The 22983-nt window shown below is 63.2% G+C and carries 20 protein-coding genes; 18 read left to right on the top strand and 2 right to left on the bottom strand.

Annotated elements, in window-relative coordinates; translation table 11 throughout:
• Nucleotides 1-58 precede the first annotated feature (58 nt).
• From L610_RS13260 to L610_RS13195, 14 genes are all read left to right on the top strand, one after another.
• Entirely contained in the window at nt 59-2371 is a 2313-nt protein-coding gene (locus L610_RS13260) for a bifunctional diguanylate cyclase/phosphodiesterase (RefSeq protein ID WP_144705609.1), read from the top strand.
• 165 nt (nt 2372-2536) lie between these two features.
• On the top strand, nt 2537-3307 hold the full coding sequence (locus L610_RS13255) for a hypothetical protein (RefSeq protein WP_144705607.1): 771 nt from the start codon (nt 2537-2539) through the stop codon (nt 3305-3307).
• A gap of 73 nt (nt 3308-3380) precedes the next feature.
• Nucleotides 3381-4055: a Crp/Fnr family transcriptional regulator gene (locus L610_RS13250; protein WP_144705605.1), complete on the top strand. Its 675-nt coding sequence runs from the start codon at nt 3381-3383 to the stop codon at nt 4053-4055.
• 200 nt (nt 4056-4255) lie between these two features.
• Nucleotides 4256-6265 (top strand): AMP-binding protein, encoded by a 2010-nt coding sequence (locus L610_RS13245; RefSeq protein ID WP_186441475.1) that lies wholly within the window; start codon nt 4256-4258, stop codon nt 6263-6265.
• The gene (locus L610_RS13240) at nt 6262-7086 is read left to right on the top strand and encodes an ABC transporter ATP-binding protein (protein WP_144705600.1); all 825 of its coding nucleotides are present in this window, start codon (nt 6262-6264) and stop codon (nt 7084-7086) included. The genes L610_RS13245 and L610_RS13240 overlap by 4 nt, the downstream gene beginning before the upstream one ends.
• Nucleotides 7086-8045, top strand: a complete 960-nt coding sequence (locus tag L610_RS13235; RefSeq protein ID WP_144705598.1) for a branched-chain amino acid ABC transporter permease — start codon at nt 7086-7088, stop codon at nt 8043-8045. The genes L610_RS13240 and L610_RS13235 overlap by 1 nt, the downstream gene beginning before the upstream one ends.
• Nucleotides 8046-8056: 11 nt before the next feature.
• Nucleotides 8057-9133, top strand: coding sequence for a branched-chain amino acid ABC transporter permease (locus L610_RS13230; RefSeq protein ID WP_144705596.1), 1077 nt, complete (start codon nt 8057-8059; stop codon nt 9131-9133).
• 64 nt (nt 9134-9197) lie between these two features.
• Complete coding sequence (locus L610_RS13225; RefSeq protein ID WP_024847439.1) at nt 9198-10508, top strand: ABC transporter substrate-binding protein; 1311 nt, start codon at nt 9198-9200, stop codon at nt 10506-10508.
• Nucleotides 10509-10560: 52 nt separating this feature from the next.
• Nucleotides 10561-11403 (top strand): ABC transporter ATP-binding protein, encoded by an 843-nt coding sequence (locus L610_RS13220; protein ID WP_144705594.1) that lies wholly within the window; start codon nt 10561-10563, stop codon nt 11401-11403.
• Between the two features lie 103 nt (nt 11404-11506).
• Nucleotides 11507-11734 carry an aa3-type cytochrome c oxidase subunit IV gene (locus L610_RS13215; protein ID WP_024847437.1) on the top strand — a complete coding sequence of 76 codons (228 nt, stop codon included), beginning with the start codon at nt 11507-11509 and terminating at the stop codon, nt 11732-11734.
• Nucleotides 11735-12247: 513 nt separating this feature from the next.
• On the top strand, nt 12248-13372 hold the full coding sequence (locus L610_RS13210) for an extracellular solute-binding protein (RefSeq protein ID WP_144705592.1): 1125 nt from the start codon (nt 12248-12250) through the stop codon (nt 13370-13372).
• A 54-nt stretch (nt 13373-13426) separates the two neighbouring features.
• Nucleotides 13427-14494, top strand: a complete 1068-nt coding sequence (locus L610_RS13205; RefSeq protein WP_144705590.1) for an ABC transporter ATP-binding protein — start codon at nt 13427-13429, stop codon at nt 14492-14494.
• Entirely contained in the window at nt 14487-15368 is an 882-nt protein-coding gene (locus L610_RS13200; protein WP_144705588.1) for an ABC transporter permease, read from the top strand. Before L610_RS13205 ends, L610_RS13200 begins: the two co-directional genes overlap by 8 nt.
• Complete coding sequence (locus L610_RS13195) at nt 15365-16174, top strand: ABC transporter permease (RefSeq protein WP_024847433.1); 810 nt, start codon at nt 15365-15367, stop codon at nt 16172-16174. Before L610_RS13200 ends, L610_RS13195 begins: the two co-directional genes overlap by 4 nt.
• Before the next feature lie 29 nt (nt 16175-16203).
• Here the strand turns inward: L610_RS13195 and L610_RS13190 are convergent, their stop codons facing one another.
• Both L610_RS13190 and rpsU read right to left on the bottom strand, forming a co-directional pair.
• The gene (locus tag L610_RS13190) at nt 16204-17055 is read right to left on the bottom strand and encodes a tetratricopeptide repeat protein (RefSeq protein ID WP_144705586.1); all 852 of its coding nucleotides are present in this window, start codon (nt 17053-17055) and stop codon (nt 16204-16206) included.
• 153 nt (nt 17056-17208) lie between these two features.
• The gene (rpsU, locus tag L610_RS13185; RefSeq protein WP_024847431.1) at nt 17209-17439 is read right to left on the bottom strand and encodes a 30S ribosomal protein S21; all 231 of its coding nucleotides are present in this window, start codon (nt 17437-17439) and stop codon (nt 17209-17211) included.
• A 324-nt stretch (nt 17440-17763) separates the two neighbouring features.
• Between rpsU and L610_RS13180 the strand changes: the two genes are divergently transcribed.
• From L610_RS13180 to L610_RS13165, 4 genes are all read left to right on the top strand, one after another.
• Nucleotides 17764-19017 carry a sarcosine oxidase subunit beta gene (locus tag L610_RS13180; protein WP_024847430.1) on the top strand — a complete coding sequence of 418 codons (1254 nt, stop codon included), beginning with the start codon at nt 17764-17766 and terminating at the stop codon, nt 19015-19017.
• Between the two features lie 66 nt (nt 19018-19083).
• Nucleotides 19084-19374: a sarcosine oxidase subunit delta gene (locus L610_RS13175; protein ID WP_024847429.1), complete on the top strand. Its 291-nt coding sequence runs from the start codon at nt 19084-19086 to the stop codon at nt 19372-19374.
• Nucleotides 19371-22358, top strand: a complete 2988-nt coding sequence (locus L610_RS13170) for a sarcosine oxidase subunit alpha (RefSeq protein WP_144705584.1) — start codon at nt 19371-19373, stop codon at nt 22356-22358. Before L610_RS13175 ends, L610_RS13170 begins: the two co-directional genes overlap by 4 nt.
• Nucleotides 22351-22902 carry a sarcosine oxidase subunit gamma gene (locus L610_RS13165; RefSeq protein ID WP_024847427.1) on the top strand — a complete coding sequence of 184 codons (552 nt, stop codon included), beginning with the start codon at nt 22351-22353 and terminating at the stop codon, nt 22900-22902. Before L610_RS13170 ends, L610_RS13165 begins: the two co-directional genes overlap by 8 nt.
• Nucleotides 22903-22983 lie beyond the last annotated feature (81 nt).

Here is a 22983-nt window from a genome sequence, read left to right as displayed (position 1 = left end):
CCCTAAGCCTTTTTTAAGGCGGCGATGGCATCCTTCCGGTTCATTTGGTTTGCCCGGTATGCCAAGCAAGAAGAACGACGAGCTTCCGCTCGACATATACATACCGTTCGTTCAGACGCTGTTTCGCGACAGTGTCACCCTTGCCATTGGCTTTGCTGCCCAGCTCCTGCTCGTAGGCCTCGTCTACATCGACTCCGGCGACCGTATCTATCTCGGACTGGCGCTAGCCCTTGCGATCCTCGCGGTACTACGCCTGCGCAGCGTTCGCCAATATTCGCGCAAACCGGTTCCCACCACTCGCGAGGAAGCCAAGGATTGGGAACGAACCTATATCATCTACGGGGGCATGCACGGCTTCCTGCTGGGCCTGTTCTGCTTCCTGACGATCTACTGGGCGCCTGACTCGTTCGGCGAGAAGGCGTCAGTCTGCGTCACGCTGGCTTCGGTGACGTCGATCGTCGGCCGCAATTACGGCTCGCCGCGGATGGTCATGGTCTTCATCATGACGATGACCTGGCCGATTTCGGCCGCGTTCCTGCTGCACGGCGACATCTACCATATTATCCTCGGCTGCCTGGTGATCCCGTTCTTCTTCGCGATTCGCACCTTCGCGGACAACGTGCGCGAGGTGCTTTTTGCCGCGCTGCATGCGGAAAAGACGGCAAACCGTCTCGCCCAGCGCTTCGACAAGGCGCTGAACACCATGACCTCCGGCCTGATCATGCTTGGCTCCGACGGCAAGGTGGTGGTGGCCAACGCGGAAGCTGCGGCGCTGATGCGCACCGACGAGCCCGACCAGCTGCTTGGTCGCTCGCTGCGGGGCCTTTTGATGCGCGGCGTTGCCGGCGGCATGCTCAGCCGCGAGGATGCCAGCTATGCCGAGTCGCAGCTCACGCGCGCGCTGACCGAGGGCAAGGACAGGAAGGTCCTGATCAACCTCAATGACGGCCGCTACTTCGAGTTCTCGGCGCGTGAAAGCCGCGACGAACTCCGCGTATTGACCTTCGAGGAGGTTACCGCACGCATCGAGGCGGAAGAACGCATCCGTCACATGGCGCGCTACGACAGCCTGACCGGTCTGCCGAACCGCGCCTACTTCAACGAGCTCGTTGCAGAGCGCCTCAGCACGGGCGATCCGAACCGCCGGGTCGCCCTTGTTGTTTTCGATCTCGACGACTTCAAGAGCGTCAACGACACCCTCGGCCATCCCGTCGGCGACGGCCTGATCTATGTGGTCGGCGAGAAGCTGCTCCCGTTCGCGAATGATGACGTGATCGTCAGCCGGTTCGGCGGTGACGAGTTCATGATCTTCTTCGACCATGTGAAGGGCGCCGAGGACTTCCGCGCCACGCTCGATGAGATCTTCAGCAAGCTCAAGGGCGAAGTCGACGTCGCCGGGCACATGCTGCGCATTCAGGCGAGTGCCGGCGCGTTTCTCACAGTCGCCCAGGGTGCCGACGTCGATACGATGACGGTCAAGGCCGACCTTGCGCTCTACAAGGTCAAGGAAACCGGCAAGAACGGCTGGCAGCTGTTCGAAAGCGTCATGGACCAGGCGTTCCGCAACAAGCAGCTGCTCAAGGCGGACCTGCGCGAGGCGGTAGATGCGCGGSGGTTGCGCGTCGTCTACCAGCCGATCGTGTCGATGCAGACGATGCGGATCGCCAACTGCGAGGCGCTGTGCCGCTGGGATCATCCGGAAATAGGACCGATCTCGCCGGCCGTATTCATCCCGCTCGCGGAAGAGATGGGCATCATCTCCGAAATCAGCGCGTTCATGCTCGAAAGCGCGACGCAGGAGTGCATGAACTGGCCCGAGCCGATCGGCGTGTCGGTCAATCTCTCGGCCAAGGATTTCCGCTCTGACGCCATCATCACGACCGTCAGGCGGGCGCTGGCCATGTCCGGCCTGGAGCCGAGCCGGCTCGAGATCGAGGTCACCGAGACGGCGCTGCTCGACGATAAGGCGCAGACCCGCAAGTTCATCGAGGAGCTCAAGCGGCTCGGGGTGCGCGTTGCACTCGACGACTTCGGCACCGGCTATTCGAGCCTCAGCTACCTGCACACGCTGCCGCTCGACAAGGTCAAGATCGACCGCTCCTTCGTGCAGGACGTGACCCGCAACACGCGCTCGCTCGAACTGCTGCGCGGCATCGTCAACCTGTCGCGCCCGCTCGGGCTCGAAGTCGCCATCGAGGGCATCGAGACCTTCGAGCAGCTTAAGCTGCTCGCGCTGGAAGCGAAGCCCGATCTCGTCCAGGGCTTCCTGTTCGGCTCGGCGCTGACCGCCTCGGGCATAGCCACGATGTACAACACGACGTGGCCTTTCGCGCAGCAGATCCGCTCCGCCAACGCCAGCTGCGGCGGCTGATCCCTCCCCAGTTCCAAAAGTTAACACCGGGAGGCGCCTGCGCCTGTCGGTTAACGATTTGTTAACCTTAACAACAGGTTAACAGCATCTCCGGCATTTTCGCCTTTACTCATACGGCCTCTCCAATAACCTGACGGCCGGTGGGATTTAGATGCGGGGGATGTCATGTCCAGCAACGTGACGACGCTGCGGGGAGCAGCTAACGAGCAGCACGGTTCAGCGTCCGAAGCACAATCGGCTTTTGTAGCGAACATCTTTTCAGCGCTTGAGCGCACCGAGTATCGGCGGTGTGAGAGCGGGGAGGACCTCGAGGATATCTACCGGCTGCGCTACAAGGCGTACCGGCGCACCGACATGGTGGGCGATATCAGCGAAGGCCAGATTCATGACGCGCTCGATGAGCAGGAAAACTGCCATCGTTTCGGGGTCTATATCGACGGAGTGCTGGTGAGTACGCTGCGGCTGCACCTCGTGACGGCGGAACATTCGCGCTCGCCGTCGACGATCGTCTACCCGGACATCCTGATGCCGCGCCTGGAGGCGGGGGAGACCTTCATCGACCCGAGCCGTTTCGCGGCCGATCCGGACTGGACGAAGACCTTTCCGCAGATACCGTACATAACGCTGCGGCTCGCGGGTATGGCCTGCATGCATTTCGCGACGCCATACTGCCTGTCGACCATCCGGCCCGACCACGGCGGCTTCTATCGGAGGATCTATCACTCCGAGCAGATTGGCGAGCTGCGCGACTATCCGGGTCTCAATTACCAGGTCGTGCTCTACCAGGCGGACGTCAATGCGATCCGGACGCGCTCTTTCGCGCGGTTCCCGTTCTTCCGCTCGACGTCGATGGAACAGAGGCTGATGTTCGGCGAAACCCGGATCGGTGAGCCGAAGCCGCTGACCATCCTGCCGACGGCGCGCTACGCGGCCTGACTTCTTGTCATCGGGGCGCCTCGCGTCCTAACTTAGCACTGATGCAACCTTAGGCGTTGCGTCCCGAGGACACATGACTGCGCGCGAGGAAATTGCGAGATCCTGCATCTGGGCTGCGGAGCTCACGGAAGACGAAATCGAGCGCGCCAGCCGGGGCCTGATCGAGCGGAAATATTCGAAGGGGTCCTACATCTGCCACAAAGGCGACCGGCTGGACCACTGGACCGGCGTCCTGAGCGGGCTGGTCAAGATCAGTTCGATCGCCCGCAACGGCAAGGCGATGACCTTTGCCGGCGCCGCCGATGGCGGTTGGTTCGGAGAGGGCTCCGTGCTCAAGGACGAGCCCCGCAAATACGACCTCGTCGCCATTCGCGACACGCGGCTCGCCATGATGCAGCGGTCGACCTTCATGTGGCTCTACGAGAATTCGACCGGCTTCAACCGCTTCCTTGTGCGCCAGCTCAACGAGCGGATGGGCCAGTTCATCGCCACCATCGAATACGACCGTATCCTTGGCCCGAAGGCGCGGGTGGCGCGCAACCTCTCCTGGTTCTTCAACAAGGTGCTTTACCCGAATGCGGGACCGGCCATCGAGATCAGCCAGGACGAACTGGGGCTGCTCGTCGGCGTTTCGCGGCAGGTGGTCAACCGCAGCCTGCAGGAGCTGGAGGAAGAGGGGCTGGTGAAGCTGGAGCACGGCCGCATCACGCCGCTCAACATTCAGGCGTTGATCACCTACGACGCCTGAGTGCGCCAACAAGGCCAGCGGCAGTAAAAGCAGGACGTTGTTGAGGAAATGAGCGCCTACACGTGCGCCCATTGAACAGACAATCTGCCGCCCTGTCTGTCAAGCGGGGTGTTGCACAGACAAGTTGTTTCGTGGAATTCTCCGCACAACAATCAAGGTTCCGGTGAGGCGGGAGGGGCCAACTCGGAGCCGGACGCAAAATGAGCGCGTCCATCTGGAGGAGGAACGGGTTGGCGCACACTGCGACCGCACTCGATACATTTCCCAAATACCTGCTTCGCAATGCGGAGCAATTTGGCAGTCGCCCGGCCATGCGTCACAAGGACTATGGCATCTGGCAGACTTGGACCTGGCGACAGCAACTCGATGAAATCCGCGCCTTTGCGCTCGGCCTGCTCGAACTCGGCTTCGAGCGCGGCGACAAGGTGGCGGTGGTGGGCGCCAACCGCCCCCGGCTCTACTGGACGTTCACGGCGGTGCAGTCGCTCGGCGGCATTCCGGTGCCGGTCTATGCGGACGCGGTGGCCGAGGAAATGGCCTACGTGCTCGACCATGCCGGCGTGCGATTTGCCGTGGCGCAGGACCAGGAGCAGGTCGACAAGCTGCTCTCCTTCGCCGACCAGATCCCGGCGCTGACCGACATCATCTATGACGAGAAACGAGGCCTGCGCGACTATCGCTCCGAAGCGCTGCACGACTTCGAGGAGGTGCAGGCAAAGGGCCGGGCGCTGATCGAGCGCGATCCGTCTGCGGCCAAAAACTGGGAGGACGGCGTCCGTTCGGCGAGCGGCGATGACGTCTCAGTCATGCTTTATACCTCCGGCACGACGGGACGCTCAAAGGGCGTGATGATCCGGGCGGCATCGGCGGTGCAGGCGGCGTTTGACACGGTGAAGTTCGACAACCTCACCGAGCGGGACAGCGTATTGGCCTACTTGCCGCTGGCCTGGGTTGGCGATCATTACCTCAACTACGCGCAGGGCTATGTTGCGGGCTTCTGCATGAACTGCCCTGAAAGCCAGCAGACCGTACCGCAGGACCTGCGCGAGATCGGGCCGACCTTCTATTTCGCGCCACCGCGCGTCTTCGAGGGACTGCTGACCAGCGTTACGATCCGAATGGAGGATGCTGGCCGGTTCAAGAAGTGGATTTTCCGCACCTTCACCGAGGTCGCCCGCAAGTATGGTGAGGCGATTCTTGAAAAGCGCCCGGTGCCGCTCGCTGGCCGGCTTGCCTATGCGCTGGGTGAAATCCTGCTCTACGGGCCGCTCAAGAACGTGCTTGGCCTGTCAAAGATCCGAGTTGCCTATACCGCCGGCGAGGCGATCGGCGCCGATCTGTTCTCGTTCTTCCGCTCGCTCGGCATCAACCTGAAGCAGCTCTACGGCCAGACCGAGGCGTTCCTGTACGTGACCTGCCAGAAGGATGGCGAGGTGCGCTCCGATACGGTCGGGCTGCCGGCACCGAATGTCGATATCCGCATCAGCGAGGGCGGCGAGGTTCAGTTCCGTTCTCCCGGCATGTTCGTCGGCTACTACAAGGAACCGGAGAAGACCGCTGAGGCGATGACACCGGATGGCTACGTGAAGACGGGCGATGCCGGCTTCTTCGACACCGACGGGCAGCTCAAGATCATCGACCGCGCCAAGGATGTCGGCAAGCTGTGTGATGGCTCGCTGTTCGCGCCGAAATACATCGAGAACACGCTGAAATTCTTCCCCAACATCAAGGAGGCGGTGGCCTTCGGTGACGGGCGAGACTTCGCGGCGGTGTTCATCAACATCGACCTCACGGCAGTGGGCAACTGGGCAGAGCGAAACAACATCGCCTACGCTTCCTATCAGGAGCTCGCCGGCCATCCGCGCGTCTACGAGATGATCGCCCGCAACGTTGACGAGACCAACCGGCGCCTGTCGCAGGAGCCGGCCATGGCGGGCGCGCAGATCCGGCGCTTCCTGATCCTGCACAAGGAGCTCGACGCCGACGATGGCGAGCTCACGCGCACGCAGAAGGTGCGCCGGTCGTTCATCGCCGAGCGCTATGGTGAGCTGATCGAGGCTCTCTATGACGGCTCGAGCGAGAAGTTTGTGTCGACGGAGGTCACCTTCGAAGACGGCCGCAAGGGACGCATCAGCGCGACGGTGAAAATCGCAGAAGCAAACATTTATGGCAGCGCGCATGCGTCGCCGGTGCGGGAGGCAGCAGAATGAATCCGCGTCCTTCGCCGGCTCAGTTCGCGGGTGCCGACGACGGCATCGCCAAGGGTGACGTTCTCCTCAAGGTCGACAACGTCTCGCTTTCGTTTGGCGGCGTGAAGGCGATCACCGACATCTCCTTCGACATCCGCAAGGGCGAGATCCGCGCCATCATCGGGCCGAACGGCGCGGGCAAGACGTCGATGCTCAATGTCATCAACGGCTTCTACACGCCGCAGGTGGGCACCATCACCTTCCGCGGCGAGGAACGCCGGGCGATGAAGCCGCACCATGCGGTGCGGCAGGGTATCGCCCGTACCTTCCAGAACGTCGCGCTGTTCCAGGGCATGACGACGCTCGAGAACATCATGGCGGGCCGCTCGGTGCTGATGAAGCGCAACATCTTCTGGCAGATGCTGTGGCATGGCCCGGCGCTCAAGGAAGAGATCGAGCATCGCGAGAAGGTCGAGGAGATCATCGACTTCCTCGAGATCGAACACATCCGACGCACGCCGGTGGGCAAGCTGCCCTACGGGCTGCAGAAGCGGGTCGAGCTTGGGCGGGCGCTCGCCATGGAGCCGTCGCTTCTCCTCCTCGACGAGCCCATGGCGGGCATGAATCTGGAAGAAAAAGAGGACATGAGCCGGTTCATCATCGACGTGAACCAGCAGCGCGGCACCACCATCGCCCTGATCGAGCACGACATGGGCGTGGTGATGGACCTGTCCGACCGCGTCGTCGTCCTCGACTACGGCAAGAAGATCGCTGACGGCGAGCCCGACGTGGTCAAGAACGACCAGGCGGTCATCGACGCTTATCTGGGAGTGGCGCACTGATGGACTTCATTCACTCGATCCTCATCCAGCCATTCCTGGACATGGCCGATGCCCCGGACTTCCTGATCCAGGTGCTGTGGGAGGGCATCGTCTCCGGCGTGCTCTACGCGCTGATCGCGCTCGGCTTCGTGCTGATCTTCAAGTCGTCGCGCATCTTCAATTTTGCGCAGGGCATCATGGTCGTGTTCGCGGCGCTAACGCTCGTCGGCCTGCACCAGAAGGGCATACCGGCGTGGCTGGCGCTGCCGATGACGCTCGGCGTGATGCTGCTGCTTGCGATCGCCATCGAGCGGGTCGTGCTGCGCCCGCTGGTCAACCAGCCGGACATCATCCTGTTCATGGCAACCATCGGCATCACGCTGTTCCTGATCGGCCTCGGCGAGACGATCTTCGGCGGCGAGAACAAGCGCATGATCACCCAGGAACTCGGCATCCCGACCGACAGCTACACCTTCGAGCCGTTCGGCGGACTGGTGATGATCGAGCAGCGCGACATCACGGCAGTTGTAGGCGCGGTGGTGCTGGTGGTCTGCCTGCTGCTCTTCCTCAACAAGTCGAAGATGGGCCGCGCGATACGCGCGCTCGGCGACGACCATCAGGCGGCGCTGTCTGTCGGCATCTCGCTCTCGACGATCTGGGTGCTGGTCTGGTTCATCGCCGGCATGATTGCGCTGGCGACCGGCATCGTCTGGGGCGCGCGTGCCGGCGTGTCGTTCGCGCTCGAGGTCATCGCGCTCAAGGCGCTGCCGGTGCTTATGCTGGGGGGGCTTGAATCCGTCAGCGGCGCCATCATCGGCGGGCTGATGATCGGCATCCTCGAAAAGCTGTTCGAGATCTACTGGGGCCAGCCGCTGCTCGGCGGCAACACCGAGTCCTGGTTTGCCTACATGCTGGCGCTGGTCGTGCTGCTGTTCCGCCCGCAGGGCCTTTTCGGCGAACGCATCATCGAGCGGGTTTGAGGGAAGACTGAATGCTCTATCGCGTCGCAGGACAGTACAAGACCAGCTACAAGGCAGACTACGCGCTGTTTCCGGTGAAGCAGGACGCGTGGCTGCTGGGCGTCATCCTTCTCTTCGCCTTCGTGATCCTGCCGCTGATGGCGAACGAGTTCACCTTCCGTGCGCTGCTCATTCCGGTGCTGATCTATTCGCTGGCAGCTCTCGGCCTCAACATCCTGACAGGATTTGCCGGACAGTTGTCGCTCGGTACCGGTGCCTTCATGGGCGTCGGCGCCTATGCATGCTTCAAGCTGGCGACGATCTTCCCTGAGCTCAATATCGTTATCGTACTGGCGCTGTCAGGCTTTTTCTCGGCGGCCATCGGCATGGCGTTCGGTCTTCCGTCCTTGCGTATCAAGGGCTTCTATCTCGCCATCGCGACGCTTGCGGCGCAGTTCTTCCTCGTCTGGCTGTTCCAGAAGTGGGCGTGGCTCTACAACTACTCGGCATCGGGCGCGATCCAGGCGCCGAACATCCAGATGTTCGGCGTAACCGTCGCCGGCGCCAGGGCTTCGGCGATGACGCAGTACTATTTCGTGCTGTGCGTGGTGGCCGTCGTCACCTTCTGCGCCATCAACATCACCCGCGGGCGCATCGGCCGCATCTGGAAGTCGGTGCGCGACATGGACATCGCCGCCGAGCTCGTCGGCATCAACCTGATGAAGGCGAAGCTGCTGGCCTTCTTCGTCTCGTCCTACATCGTCGGCATTGCGGGCGCGCTGTTCGTGTTCTTCTGGCGCGGGGCAGCCGAAGCGGAACTGTTCGACATCCAGCTGTCGTTCCGCGTGCTGTTCATCGCCATTATCGGCGGTCTCGGTTCGATCCTCGGCAACTACCTCGGCGCGATCCTGATCGTGGCGCTGCCTGTCATCATCGGCGCCGTGCCGAGCGCGCTCGGGCTGCCCATCAGCCCTTCGATGGTCGAGCATCTCAATGTCATGATCATTGGTCTGCTCATCATCGGTTTTCTGATCCTCGAGCCGCACGGTCTGGCGCGGCTGTGGGCCATCATCCGGGAGAAACTAATTATCTGGCCGTTCCCGCACTGACCTGCGAGGCCGGCAACCAAGGGAGGAGGACCCGCAGAAAACGGGTCAAAGTGGAGGAACAGGCATGACAGCACAGATCAAGGCAACGCTTCTTGCAACCGTATTTGCGCTGGGCCTTGCGGCACCAGTTGCGGCGCAGGAGGCCCTCAAGCTTCCGAACATGTCCTACCGTACCGGTCCGTTCGCGGCGACCGGCACACCCCACATGAACGGCCAGCTCGACTACATGACCATGCTCAACGAGCGCGACGGCGGCATCAACGGCGTCAAGATCGCGTTTGACGAGTGCGAGACCGGCTACAACACCGAAAAGGGCGTGGAGTGCTACGAGAAGACCAAAGCCGACGGCGCGCTGGTGACGCAGCCGTGGTCGACCGGCATCACCCTGCAGGTGCTGCCGCGCGCCGGCGTTGACGAGATCCCGATGTACGCGCCGGGCTACGGCTTCTCGGCGATGCAGGACGGCAAGACCTTCAAGTGGGCCTTCAACCCGCCGACCTCCTACTGGGACGGTGCGTCGATGATCCTGCAGGGCATTTCCGACGGCAACCTAGACAACCTCAACGGTAAGAAGATTGCCTTCCTGCACCTCGACCATCCGTACGGCAAGGAGCCGATCCCGCTGCTCGAGTCGCTTGCTTCGAAGCATGGCTTCACCTTGCTGCCGATCCCGGTCGGCCTCACCGAGATGCAGAACCAGTCGGCGCAGTGGCTTCAGATCCGCCGCGAGAAGCCGGACTTCGTCGTCATGTGGGGCTGGGGCGCAATGAACGGCAGCGCGATCTCCGAGGCGGTGAAGACGCGCTATCCAATGAACCAGTTCGTCAGCGTCTGGTGGGGCGCGCATGAGCCGGACCTCAAGCTCGTCGGCGAGCAGGGCAAGGGCTATCGCGCGCTGTCCTGGAACTTCGCGGACTCCGAGTCCAAGCTGATGCAGGACGTTAAAAAGTACGTGGTCGACGCCGGCAAGTCGCAGATCAACGCCGAAGCAGGGGAGTTTGATTCCACCGCCTATCAGCGCGGCATCCTGATGTCGGTGATCCTTGCCGAGGCGGTAAAGGCCGCGCAGGACAAGGCCGGCACGCCGAACATCAACCGTGAACAGCTGCGTGTCGGTCTGGAGAACGTCAATATCGACGCCGCACGTCTCGCGGAACTCGGCGCGGAGAACATGATGGCTCCGTTCGCGATGAGTTGCTCCAACCATACGGGCCACGCCAGTGCCTGGATGGTCGAGTGGGACGGCAGCAAGTTCGTGAAGGTCTCCGATCTGCTCACTGCCGACCGCTCGGTTATCGACCCGCTGGTCGAGAAAGCCGCCGCTGACTACGCGGCCGCAAACCAGCCGTGGTCGATGAACGACGAGTGCAAGTAACCGGAAAAAGCCGGCCCGGCGTCACGCCGGGCCGTCACTCTCCCGAGGGACGATGATGACGACAGCCAGCACCGAACCCGTCAGCCAGCCCGGCGATGCGATCCTCTCGGTCAACAACATCGAGGTGATCTACGACCACGTCATCCTGGTGCTCAAGGGCGTGTCGCTGTCGGTGCCGCGCGGCGGCATCACCGCACTCCTCGGTGCCAACGGCGCTGGCAAGACGACGACGCTCAAGGCCATCTCGAACCTGCTGCATGCCGAGCGCGGCGAGGTCACCAAGGGCACGATCGTGTTTAAGGGCGAGGAGGTGCAGGCTCTGTCGCCGAATGAACTGGTGCGGCGCGGCTGCATCCAGGTAATGGAGGGCCGGCACTGCTTCGGCCACCTTTCGGTCGAAGATAATTTGCTCACCGGCGCCTTCACACGCCGCGATGGGAAGGTGGCGATCCGCGATGACCTCGAGCTCGTCTACCAGTATTTTCCTCGCCTGAAGGTTCGCCGCACCAGTCAGGCCGGCTACACGTCCGGCGGCGAGCAGCAGATGGTTGCGATAGGGCGGGCGCTGATGAGCCGGCCGAAGATGATCCTGCTTGACGAACCGTCGATGGGCCTTGCGCCGCAACTGGTGGAGGAAATCTTCGAGATCGTGAAGAAGCTCAATGAGGAGCAGGGTGTGTCCTTCCTCCTTGCCGAGCAGAACACCAATATCGCGCTGCGTTACGCCAAGTACGGTTACATCCTCGAATCGGGCCGCGTGGTTCTCGATGGCGACGCGCAATCGCTGCGGGAAAACGAGGACGTGAAGGAATTTTACCTCGGCGTCGGCGGCGAGGGACGGAAATCGTTCCGCGACGTGAAACATTACAAGCGCCGCAAGCGCTGGCTCGCCTGAATTCACAAGCAGCTCGTCGATCAGGGCGCGACATTACTCCCATTGCCCCGATGCACTGTTTTCGCTATCAGCGATGCATCTGTTTTACGGAGGGGATACTGAAATGGCTGACCACACTCCGACGGGTCCTGTCGAACTCGGCGCCGAGATGGACTATCGGGAGCACGAGAAGAGCTACGCGCTGTTCAACACGATCGTGAAGTACGGCTCGATGGCGACCGTGGCGCTCCTCATTGCCATGGCCTTCGGGTTCTTCACGACCGCCGGCTTTTTCTCGGCCACTTTCCTCTTCATCATCCTGATCGCCGCCGGCACCTTCCTGCTGCGCTAAGCGCCAGCCGCTGCGTGAACCGATCGCAAGATTCCGGTTCCTGCAGCGGAGGACGGTATGCTGCCGCGCGAGGCTGACCTGACGGGGCCTCGCGTCGTCGTTTTGCGGTGTGCACAGCGATATTTTTTCGCGGCGCTGCAGGTTGGGATTTCACCGTGTCCGAATCGATGACACGCCGCCCGGCATTGGCTGGAATGGCAATGCTGCCCCTGATGCCAGGAAGGTGAGGGGGCATATCGTCAGGTCGTCGACCCATTACGATGGTCCTGGCGGTTTGAAGACTGTGAAATTTGCTCGCCCGGTCAGCAACCGGGCGTTTCTTTTTCCGGCAACTTCTGGCCGCCTGCCCAGCAAATCAGCATCTGCTAACTTTTTGTTGCCGCGACGTTTTCTCCTTGCGGAATGTTCACCTTAAAGTGGCGGACCGACTAATCATCCGATTGCGCATTTGTCATCGAAATGTATCATAGCGAAAATAAACGCGGGTCATTCGCAACCAGGGAGAGCACTTTCATGACGACAATCCAGAGACGCACGCTTCTGCGTGGTGCTGCGGCGACGGCCGGCCTTTCGCTGGCCGCTCCGTTCATTTCGCGCAGCTACGCGCAGGGCTCCTCGGGGTCGGTCAACATTTTCGCGTGGGCCGGCTACCTGAACGACGAAATCCTCGGCGCCTTCGAGAAGGCGACGGGCATCAAGGCGAACTACACGCCTTACGGCACCAATGACGAGCTGCTGAACCAGCTACGCGCCAACAATGGCGGTGGCTTCGACCTGATCTGGCCGACCGTTGATCGCGTTCCGAACTACGTCGAGTACGGCCTGATCCAGCCGCTCGACGAGTCCAAGGTCGAGGTGTCCAAGTGCCTTCCGAGCGCTTGGGAGAACTCGGCCAAGTTCGGCGCCGTCATCGACGGTAAGCGCTATCAGGTTCCGGTTGACTGGGGCACCGAGGCAATCGCCTTCGACAAGGACCAGGCTCCGCTGGAATACGGCACCGCGTCCTACGGCGACATCTGGAAGCCGGAGATGGCTGGCAAGGCAACCGTTCGCGGCCATTCGAGCCTCGTCGGCCTCGGCCTGTGGCTCGAAGCCGAAGGCAAGCTGCCGCGTCCGCTGCTCGACGCCTTCACCAGCCCGGAAGCTCAGATCGAGATCTTCGACGTGATCCTTGCTGAGGCGATCGCTCGCAAGGGCAACATCATGCAGTTCTGGACCAACGAGAACGAGGCGCAGGGCGCGTTCCGCGTCAACGGCGCCGCGATCGGCCAGACCTGGGACTCGACCGCTGCTGCGCTCGCCAAGGAAGGCCTGCCGGTCGGCTTCATCGCGCCGAAGGAAGGCGCCCTGGCGTGGATGGAAGGCGTGTCTATCCCGGTCGGTGCGACCAATGTCGAGCAGGCCTACGCCTTCATCAACTGGTTCCTCACGCCGGAAGCCGGAGCGATGTACACCAACGCCACCTCGATCAACTCGACCGCTGTCGGCGCTGCAGACCTTCTGTCGGACGACGCCAAGGCGTTCTTCGCCGCTGCTTACCCGGGCGACGCGCTCGACAAGCTGTGGTGGTGGCCGATCCAGGAGAACTGGTACGTCGCGAAGCGTAATGAATATCAGGACCGCTTCCTCTCGGCCTGATGAAGAACTGAAGGGGCTCGCAAGAGCCCCTTCTCCCCCCACAAGAGGTACCTGATGAGTCACTCCGTCGAGCTGCAAGCGGTCGGCATGAGCTTTGGCGCCACGCGCGCCGTGGGCGACGTCAACTTCACCGTCAATGGCGGCGAATTCTTTTCCATTCTCGGCCCATCCGGCTGCGGCAAGACCACGATCCTGCGGATGATCGCCGGCTTCCTGCAGCCGACTGAAGGCCGCATCCTGATCGGTGGCAAGAATATGCAGGGGCTTGGCCCCAACCAGCGCCCCACCGCGATGATCTTCCAGTCGCTGGCGCTGTTCCCGCTGATGCCGGTCTGGGAAAACATCGCATTCGGACTTGAAGCGCGTGGGGCCTCCAAGGCCGAACGCCGCAAGAAGGCCGATGAACTTCTCAAACTGATCGCCCTCGAGGGCTATGGCGACCGCATGCCGGGCGAGCTGTCCGGCGGCCAGCGCCAGCGCGTCGCGATCGCGCGTGCGCTCGCCGTGGAGCCGCAGGTTCTGCTGCTCGACGAGCCGCTGTCCGCGCTCGACCTCAAGCTGCGCCAGCACATGCGCGCCGAGCTGCGCGCGCTGCAGAAGCGCACGGGCGTCACCTTCATCTACATCACGCATGACCAGTCGGAAGCGCTGGCGATGTCGGACCGCATCGCGGTCATGAGCGCGGGCGTCCTGCAGCAGGTTGGCACGCCGCGCGAGCTCTACGACAATCCGGCGACACCGTTCGTTGCGACCTTCGTCGGCGAGAACAACGCGATCGCTGGCAAGGTGACCACCATCGCCGATGGCATTGCCGCGGTAGAAACTCCGCTCGGCTCGTTGCGCGGCCGCGCCAATGGCGGCATCAAGACTGGCGACAAGGTCAAGCTCTACGTGCGCCCGGAAGCGCTGGTGTCCGGCGGGGCAGGGGAAAACGTGCTCACCTCGACGGTCGACCGCATCGATTTTGAGGGCGCGTTTGGCCTCGCCTATGGCCGCCTGCAGGATGGTTCGCAGCTGATCGCTTCGATCCCGTCCACCGACCTCGCCAATGCTCCGGCGACCGGCAGCCAGGCCTCGTTCGGTTTCGCGACCCAGCATGCGGTGGTGCTGCCCGATGGCTAGTCTCTACCAACGCTTCGGCGGTGGCCTCGCCACGATCTTCATCGCGCTGGTCTTCCTGTGGCTGGCGGGCATGGTGCTTGCCCCGAACGTGATGATGATCGACTACGCGCTGCGGCCGAACCTGCCGCCAGCGCAGATCGGCGGGCCGAACGACGTCTACTCGCTCGACAACGTGCTCTACCTCGCCAACGAGGCGGTGCACCGCTCGATCTTCTTCAAGACGATCTGGGCCAGCGCCTTCGTTGCGTTCATCACCTTCGTGGTCTGCTATCCGCTCGCCTTCTGGCTGGCACAGCGCGCCACCCCCGGCCAGACGGCCATCGCGATCCTCGCGCTGACGATCCCGTTCTGGATCAACGAGGTGCTGCGCACGCTCGCCTGGTACATCATCCTCGCCTTCCGCGGTCCGCTCAACGCCGTGCTGCTGAACATGGGCATCATCGAGGCGCCGGTGCGTTGGTACGGCAATATCGGCGTGCTCGCCGGCATGGTCTACGCCTACATCCTGTTCATGCTGTTCCCGATCTACAACTCGATCGAGAGCCTCGATAAGTCGCAGATCGAAGCGGCCCGCGACCTTGGCGCCTCGACGTGGCGCATCCACTGGCGGGTGGTGATGCCGCATGCCAAGGCGGGCATCGCGACCGGCTGCGTGTTCACCTTCATGCTTGCGGCAGGATCCTACGTGGCACCAGCGCTCCTTGGCGCTCCCGGCAGCCGCTGGTTCACCGAGGTCATCTACAACTGGTTCTTCGAGGGCGGTGACTGGAACCGCGGTGCGGCCTATGCGCTGGTCCTCCTCGTGCTGTGCCTTGTCGTGGTGCTCGCCACGCTCAAGATCGCACGTGTCAGCCTGACGGATGTGGCGAAATGAGTGCCGCTGATCGTATCGCCCGCTGGGTGTTCCGCTTCTACATGGTGGCGTTCTTCGTCTACCTGTTCATGCCGCTGGTGGTGATGTCGGCCGCGACGTTCAACACCAGCCGTTTCCCAACCGTGACGCCGTGGCAGGGCACCACCCTGCAATGGTTCTCGGAGCTGTGGGCGGACGCGGCGATGTGGCAGGCCGTGTGGACTTCGGTCGTAGTTGCCTTCTTCGTCGTCATCGTCTCGCTGCCGATCGGCACGGCCGCCGCGTTGATGCTGACGAGCCTGCATGCGCGGGCGAGGGGCCTGCTTTACGCGCTGATGGTGTCGCCGCTGCTGACGCCCGGCGTCGTCATCGGCATCTCGACGCTGGTACTGTGGCGCCAGCTCAATGTCGGCGGCGGCACGTTCCTGATCGTCGTCGCGCAGTCGAGCTTCATCATCTGCTACGTGATGCTGATGGTGGCGGCGCGCCTGCAGCGTTTCGATCGCACGCAGGAGGAGGCAGCCCTTGGCCTCGGCGCGTCGAAGTTCATGGTCTTCCGCCGCATCCTGCTGCCGTACCTGAAGCCGTCGCTGATCGCGGCCGCCTTCCTGGCGGTGTTGCAGTCGGTCGAGAACTACAACACGACGCTGTTCGTGCGCGGCTTCGACACGCCGCTGACGGTGTTCATCGCGACCAAGGTCCGCACCGGCCTGACGCCGGCCGTGAACGCGCTGGCGCTCATCCTGATCACCATCACGGTGCTTGGCGCCGTCACGTACGAAATACTTCGCCGCCGCAATGCCGCGGCGGCGCGTGAGGCAGAGTAGCTTTCTGCTGCTGAACTTGAGAAGGACGGCTAGGAGGTCCGGGTACGGGCCAGGCCGTCCTTCGCAACCTTCAGGTTCGGATTGAGGCGCAGCGCCTCACCATAGGAGCGCATCGCGCGGGTCTTATCTCCCTGTCGCTCCAGCACCACACCCTGATACGCCCAGGCTTCCGCATTCGACCGGTCGATCGTGATGACGCGGTTGAAGTCCGCTGCTGCGTTCTCGTCGTCATTGAGGGCGAGGTAGGACAAGCCACGCGCGGTATAGGGCTCGGTCGCCTGCGGCGACAGAGAGATAGCGGCGGCGAAATCCTGCAGCGCGAAGTCGTGCTGGCCGCGTGCCTGATAGAGCAGCCCGCGGTTGTGGTAGGCGCGCGGGTCGGTGGTGTCGAGCTGGATCGCCCGCTCGAAGTCCTGGAACGCCTCGCTGTCGCGGCCGGCCAGGCGATAGAGGTTGCCGCGGCCGATATAGGCGGCGTCGTAGTTCGAATTGATCTGAATAGCGCGATTGTAGTCCTGCAGCGCCGCCTGCTGATTGTTCATGTAGCGGTGGATCAGCGCGCGGTTCGCATAGGCCTGGTAGAAGTTGGGGTTGAGGCGGATCGCCGTGTCAAAGTCCTGCAGGGCTTCCTTGTAGCGGCCACCCTTGCCGTAGGCCGAGCCACGGATGTTGTAAGCTTCCGGATCATTCGGAGTCCGGCGGATCACTTCGCTTAGCGAGGAGATGTTCTCGGTTGAGCTCTGTGCGGTGTCGACAGCTACGCTGCTGAGTGTCGACGTGGTCGTCTCGCAGCCACTCAGGGCCAGCGCCGCAAGCAGGGCAAAGACCCCGGCAGTCGAACTCTTCAGGAAACGCCGGTCAGCCACGGCCTCGATCGTCATGTGGTGAATCCCCTTCTTCGCCGCATCCAGCAACGTCTTGCGCCGGGACAGGTTCCAGCCGGGTTGTTGCAGAATAATAAAAAGGTGGCGGCGATTCGCATCACCTCCACCTTCATTCACTATCGTCGGAAAAGGACGAAAACTAGGCGCTTTTTAGCGAGCAGCACCCGCGCGGCCGCCGATCAGGCCCTCGCGCTGTGCGCGCTTGCGAGCCAGCTTGCGGGCGCGGCGAACAGCCTCTGCCTTCTCACGTGCGCGCTTGACCGAAGGCTTCTCGTAATGACCGCGCATCTTCATTTCGCGGAAAATGCCTTCACGCTGCATCTTCTTCTTGAGTGCGCGAAGCGCCTGGTCAACATTGTTGTCGCGGACGAGTACCTGCACGTGCGTTCCTGTCTTCCGTTTGGTTGTGACGCAATAAGTTTTCTAGGTACGGCGGCGCAATACCTTAACGGCCCCGCAGCAATCGCACCACGAATTGGCGCGGCTCATAGCAGACCCCGTAGTCATTGTCGAGAGGTTCGCGATGGGTCCTCTCAATATCTTGTTGCAGTTCGATTTCCACATCATTACCGCAGCGTCAGTCGGCGTTGGCGCAAAACGGCACTGTTGGTCGCAAACGATACAGGAAGCGACGTGCCGTTTGGTTAGTGATACGCCGATTGCCGAAAAGGCCAGCTTCCATCATCGAACCGGGACCAACCTTACATGCGCAAATACTCCGCCTTCGCCATCGCCAGGGAGGCGTTTCGCGGCCACAAGGGGTGGGAACAGCAGTGGCGGTCGCCCGAACCGAAGGCCGAATATGACGTCGTCATCATCGGCGCCGGCGGCCACGGTCTTGCCACGGCCTATTACCTCGCTTCCGAGCATGGAATCACCAACGTCGCGGTGGTTGAGAAGGGCTGGCTCGGCGGCGGCAACACCGGCCGCAACACGACCATCATCCGCTCCAACTACCTCTACGACGAATCGGCCGGGATCTACGACCACGCCGTGAAGCTGTGGGAGAACCTCTCCCAGGAGCTGAACTATAACGTCATGTACTCCCCGCGCGGGGTGATGATGCTCGCGCACAACATCCATGACGTTCAGGTCTTCAAGCGCCACATCCACGCCAACCGTCTCAACGGCGTCGACAATGAGTGGCTGACCCCGGAGCAGGCCAAGGAGTTCTGCCCGCCGCTCAACATCGACAAGAACGCGCGCTATCCGGTCCTCGGTGCTGCCCTGCAGCGCCGCGGCGGCACGGCCCGTCACGACGCGGTCGCCTGGGGCTATGCCCGCGCGGCTTCGGCCCGTGGTGTCGACATCATCCAAAACTGCGAGGTGACCGGCATCCGCCGCGCGCCGGCAGGTCATGTCGAGGGTGTCGAGACGACCCGCGGGTTCATCAAGGCAAAGAAGATCGGCGTCGTCGCTGCCGGCCACACCTCGGTCATCATGCAGATGGCGGGGGTACGCGTGCCGCTCGAGAGCTACCCGTTGCAGGCGCTCGTCTCGGAGCCCGTCAAGCCGGTGTTCCCGTGCGTCGTCATGTCGAACACGGTGCACGCCTACATCTCGCAGTCGGACAAGGGCGAGCTCGTCATCGGCGCCGGCACCGATCAGTACACCTCGTACTCGCAGACGGGCGGCCTGCACATCCTCGAGCACACGCTCGACGCGATCTGCGAAATGTTCCCGATGTTCACGCGCATGAAGATGCTGCGTTCGTGGGGCGGCATCGTCGACGTCACGCCGGACCGCTCGCCGATCCTCTCGAAGACGCCGGTTCCGGGCCTCTACGTTAACTGCGGCTGGGGCACGGGCGGCTTCAAGGCGACGCCCGGCTCGGGCAACGTCTTCGCCCACACCATCGCTCGCGACGAGCCGCACCCGATCAACGCCGGCTTCTCGCTGGACCGCTTCCGCACCGGTCGTCTCATCGACGAAGCCGCAGCGGCAGCCGTGGCCCACTAATTCGCGCGTCGCGCATCAGTTTTCCGGATCGCTGAGGTCCGGTCGAGAGACAAGACAGGAAGAACCATGCTTCTCATTCGCTGTCCCTATTGCGAGAAGGACCTGCCGGAGGTCGAGTTTCGACACGCCGGCGAGGCGCATCTCGTTCGTCCGTCGAATATCACCGAGATAAGCGACGAAGAGTTCGAGGCCTACTTCTTCCTGCGCCAGAACCCGAAGGGCATCGTCTTCGAGCGCTGGCGTCACGTCCACGGCTGCGGCCGCTTCTTCAACGCCGCCCGTGACACGGTCAGCGACAAGTTTCTGACGACATACAAGGCTGGCGAGCCGAAGCCGGCATTGGGAGAAAGTGCATGACCGCGCCATTTCGTATTGCGGGGAAGGGAAGGCTCGGTTCGGCCGCCGTTGCGCGCTTCACCTTCGATGGAAAGTCCTATGCCGGGCTGCAAGGCGACACGCTCGCCTCGGCGCTGCTGGCCAACGGCGTTCACCTCGTCGGCCGCTCATTCAAGTATCACCGTCCGCGCGGCTTCCTGTCCGCCGGCGTCGAGGAGCCGAATGCGCTCGTCGGAATCGAGCGTGATGCCGCGCGCAAGACGCCGAACATTCGTGCAACCGTGCAGGAGCTCTATGACGGCTTGCAGGCGGTTTCGCAGAACCGCTGGCCGTCGCTGAGCTTCGACATCGGCGCGGTCAACAATCTCGGCTCGCCGTTCTTCTCGGCCGGCTTCTACTACAAGACCTTCATGTGGCCGAAGGCTGCGTGGAAGCATCTCTACGAGCCGTTCATCCGTTCGGCGGCCGGTCTCGGCGTTGCGCCGGACAAGGCCGACCCGGACCACTACGCCGCGCGCTATGAGCATTGCGATGTGCTGGTCATCGGCGGCGGTGCTGCTGGCCTGGCCGCGGCACTTTCGGCGGCCGAAACCGGCGCACGCGTCATCATCGTCGACGAGCAGGCAACCGTCGGCGGCACGCTGAAAGCAGAGACCGGCACGAAGATCGACGGCAAGGATGGCTGGGCTTGGGCGCAGGATGTCGCCAACCGCCTCGCTGCCATGGACAATGTCCGCGTGCTGACCCGCACCACCGCGTTCGGCTACCACGCCCAGAACATGGTTGCGCTGGTCGAGCGCGTTACCGAGCACCTGCCGGGCCCGCTTCCCGAGCTGCCGCGCGAGCGCCTGTGGCAGGTTCGCGCCAAGCAGGTCGTGCTGGCGACCGGCTCGATCGAGCGGCACATGGTCTTCCCGGATAATGACCGCCCGGGCATCATGCTGGCTTCGGCCGGCCGCACCTACCTCAATCACTACGGCGTCGCCGTTGGCCGCAACGTCGGCATCTACACGTCGAACGACTCGGCCTACTACGCGGCCGTCGACCTCAAGAAGGCTGGCGTTAACGTCGCGGCGATCATCGACGTGCGCGACAATCCGCAAAGCGCGATCATCGACGAGGCGCGTTCGCTCGGCATCACGATCAAGACCGGCCATGTCGTTGCCGGCTCCACCGGTCGCCTGCGCATCACCGGCATGATCGTCAAGCCGAAGGCTGGCGGCCCGACGCAGACGATTGGCGTCGACGCGCTGCTTACCTCCGCCGGCTGGACGCCTTCGGTGCACATGTTCTCGCAGTCGCGCGGCAAGCTCGCCTATGACGAGGCGACCCAGCGCTTCCTGCCGGGCACCTACGTGCAGGCCTGCGCCAGCGTCGGCGCCTGCAACGGCACGGATGATCTTGCTGCCGTACTCGCCGAAGCGAGCAGCGCGGGTCTTTCGGCCGCGCGCGCTGCCGGCGTCGAAGGGGGGGCGGCTGCAGCCACGCCGCAGGCGAGTGCATCGGAGAGCTGGACCGGCGGCATGCTGGGCGTTCCACAGGGCGTCGAGGACAAGAAGGCGTTCGTCGACTTCCAGAACGACGTGACGGCTAAGGACATTGCGCAGGCGGTGCGTGAAGGCATGCACTCGATCGAGCACGTCAAGCGCTTCACCACCAACGGCATGGCGACCGATCAGGGCAAGACGTCGAACATGCACGGCCTTGCGATTGCCGCCGAGCTGCTCGGCAAGCCGCTGCCGCAGGTCGGCCTGACGACGTTCCGTCAGCCCTACACGCCGGTCACCTTCGGCGCGATCGCCGGCCACGCGCGCGGCAAGCTGTTCGACCCGACCCGCCGCACCGCGATGCATTCGTGGGCGGAAGAGCATGGCGCCGTGTTCGAAGACGTCGGCCAGTGGAAGCGCGCCTGGTACTTCCCGAAGGCGGGCGAGGACATGCACGCCGCGGTCAACCGCGAGTGCCAGACCGTCCGCAAGACCGCCGGCATTTTTGATGCCTCGACCCTCGGCAAGATCGAGGTCGTGGGCCCGGATGCCGCCGCGTTCATGGAGCTGCTCTACACTAATCCGTGGCAGAAGCTCGAACCCGGCCGCTGCCGCTATGGCATCATGCTGCGCGAGGACGGCTTCATCTATGACGACGGCGTCGTCGGCCGTCTGTCGCAAGACCGCTTCCACGTCACTACGACGACCGGCGGCGCGGCCCGCGTGCTGCACCACATGGAAGACTACCTCCAGACCGAGTTCCCGCATCTCAAGGTGTACCTGACATCGATCTCGGAGCAGTGGGCAGTCATCGCCGTGCAGGGGCCGAAGTCGCGCGAAATCATCGCGCCACTCGTCGAGGGCATCGACATCTCGGACGAGGCAATGCCGCACATGTCTGTCCGCGAGGGCAAGATCTGCGGCGTGCCGACCCGCCTGTTCCGCATGTCGTTCACCGGCGAGCGCGGCTTCGAGATCAACGTGCCGGCCGATTACGGCCGCGCGGTGTGGGAAGCCGTCTGGGCCGAGGGCCAGAAGCACGGCGCCTGCGCCTACGGCACCGAGACCATGCACGTGCTGCGCGCCGAGAAGGGCTACATCATCGTCGGCCAGGACACCGATGGTACCGTCACGCCTGACGACGCCGCCCTCAGCTGGGCCGTGGGCAAGGCGAAGAAGGACTTCGTCGGCATTCGCGGCATGAAGCGGCCTGACCTCGTCAGGCCGGGCCGCAAGCAGCTCGTCGGCCTCAAGACGAAGAACCCGAGCATCGTGCTGGAAGAAGGCGCGCAGATCGTCGCCGACCCCAACCAGCCGGTGCCGATGAAGATGGTCGGCCATGTGACGTCGGCCTACTGGTCGGCAAATTGCGGCCATTCGATCGCGCTGGCGCTCGTCGAGGGCGGCAGGGACCGTATCGGCCAGATGCTCTACGTGCCGATGCCGGACAAGACGATCGAGGTGGAAGTGACCGGAACAATCTTCTTCGACGAGAAGGGGGAGCGCCTCAATGGCTGACCAGATCGCACTGCGCAGAACAGCACTCGACGGCCGCTCCGTGAAGCGTCCCTGGGTCAGCGTCACCCCCGCAGCACCCGCCTCGCGCCTGGTGTTGCGCGTACCGGCCGAAAACGTTGCGGCCGTCTCCGCCGCGCTCGGGACCGAACTGCCGACGAAGGTTCGTACCTCCGCCACCTCCGGAACACGCTCCGTGCTCTGCATCGGCCCGGATGAGTGGCTGGTGATCGACGCAGACGGGGTCGACCTTGCCGGCGCGCTGAAGGGTGTCGAGGCGTTCCACTCGGCGGTTGATGTCTCTCACCGCAATGTCGGGATCATCGTCTCGGGTGAGGGCGCGGAGGCGACGATTTCCGCCGGCTGCCCGCAGGATCTCTACCTGCCGGAGTTCCCGGTCGGCACCTGCTGCCGTACCATCCTCGGCAAGAGCGAGATCGTCCTTTTGCGCACCGGCGAGCGCGAGTTCCGCGTCGAATGCTGGCGCTCCTTCTCCGACTACGTCTTCACCTTCCTCGAGGAAGCCTCGCGCGATCCGCTGATCTGAGGACGGTTTTCAGCTTGCAGTCAAAGCGGTAGTGTCTTCGCCCGATGAAGACACTGCCGCTTTTTTCTTGCGGCCGGAAGC

Source organism: Aminobacter sp. J44, from assembly GCF_007829415.1.
Lineage (GTDB): Bacteria > Pseudomonadota > Alphaproteobacteria > Rhizobiales > Rhizobiaceae > Aerobium.
The sequence above is the reverse complement of the archived record's forward strand: the minus strand, read 5'-3'. Positions and strand labels throughout refer to the sequence as shown.